Genomic DNA, 1,254 nt, shown 5'->3' on the forward strand with positions numbered 1-1,254 from the left:
GTTCCTGCATTAATGTCAGCTGTGGTGGCAACCAAGGAAGCAATGGTCCCAAGTGAAGTTAAGGAAGAGGCAAGAACACTTGTTCCAAGGGCTGTCTCGCTCAATACGTTTGAGGTGTCGATAAAGTAGGAGAATGTGTCAGCCAGCTCAATTCCCCCGTCATCAATGGTGGCCACAAGGACCGCATCTGGACTGAAGCGAAACTCTCCCTTGTCTCCGGTAACTGAAGCCACGTCGGTTGCAAACTCCACAAAGTCCAGGGTGACCGCTGCGCCATCATACGTTGGGGTGATCCGTAATCGTTCAGCGGCAGAAGAACCAAATGAGAATACTGGGTTTCCAGCAACGACTGCGTCATAAAAAGTAACATCTGCGTTGTCTGATAGGGTTGCTGTGGTGGTGGCAAGATCGGTGGCAGGAGACTCAATGATCTTTCCTGTGGTTGAGTTAAATCGCACAAACTCCTTGTCTACTGAAGCTGTGTCGCCTACCACGTCGCCTGAACCACCAGGAGTAGCCCAAGAAGTTACTCCAGCTCCATCCGTTGTTAGAAACTGCCCTCCTGACCCATTGGCTGATGGAATTTGAAATACAATACCTGTACCCGCAACGACATTCACTTTAATAACTCCTGTTCCTGAAGTTGAACCTGTAAGGGTTAGCTGTCCATTGGTTCCCGCGGCAGCACCTGATTGCAGTGTGCCCGTTACGGTAACATTGCCTGCTACAGCCAGACTCGTTAAGGTTCCAAGAGATGTAATGGCTCCTTGCGTAGCTTGCGTGGTGGCGGTGTCAGGAGCAAGTCCTGTGATGGTAGATACGGTTCCAGCGTTCCCATCTATGGAACCCACAATGGTGCTTGAGAATGTCTGCACTCCAGTAAAGGTTTGAGCTGCATCAGTTCTTGCGACTGTGGCTGTGGTAGTGGGGAATGTATATACTTGGGCATCTGTTCCAGTAAGGGTGATAGATCCATTAAAGGTGAGGGTTTTCCCTGCTTGTCCAGTTAGGGTATATGTTCCTGTGGTAAACGTATTTCCGTTTAAAGTGGTCCCCACTAATGTCGTGAAGGATCCGGCAGCAGGGGTTGTACCTCCAACAACACCATCGAAAGTTCCTGCATTAATGTCAGCTGTGGTGGCAACCAAGGAAGCAATGGTCCCAAGTGAAGTTAAGGAAGAGGCAAGAACACTTGTTCCAAGGGCTGTCTCGCTCAATACGTTTGAGGTGTCGATAAAGTAGGAGAATGTGTCA

1 protein-coding gene is annotated in these 1,254 nt (G+C 49.5%); it reads right to left on the bottom strand.

Translation table 11 applies throughout. The features are described from left to right. Positions 1 to 1,254, bottom strand: a 1,254-nt coding sequence (locus Q8O71_01600; protein ID MDP2705075.1) for a hypothetical protein, incomplete at both ends; no start/stop codon positions are given.

It is taken from the genome of bacterium, assembly GCA_030690305.1.
In the GTDB taxonomy this organism is placed as follows: Bacteria; Patescibacteriota; Minisyncoccia; order Phycocordibacterales; family JAGLPS01; genus JBBUCK01.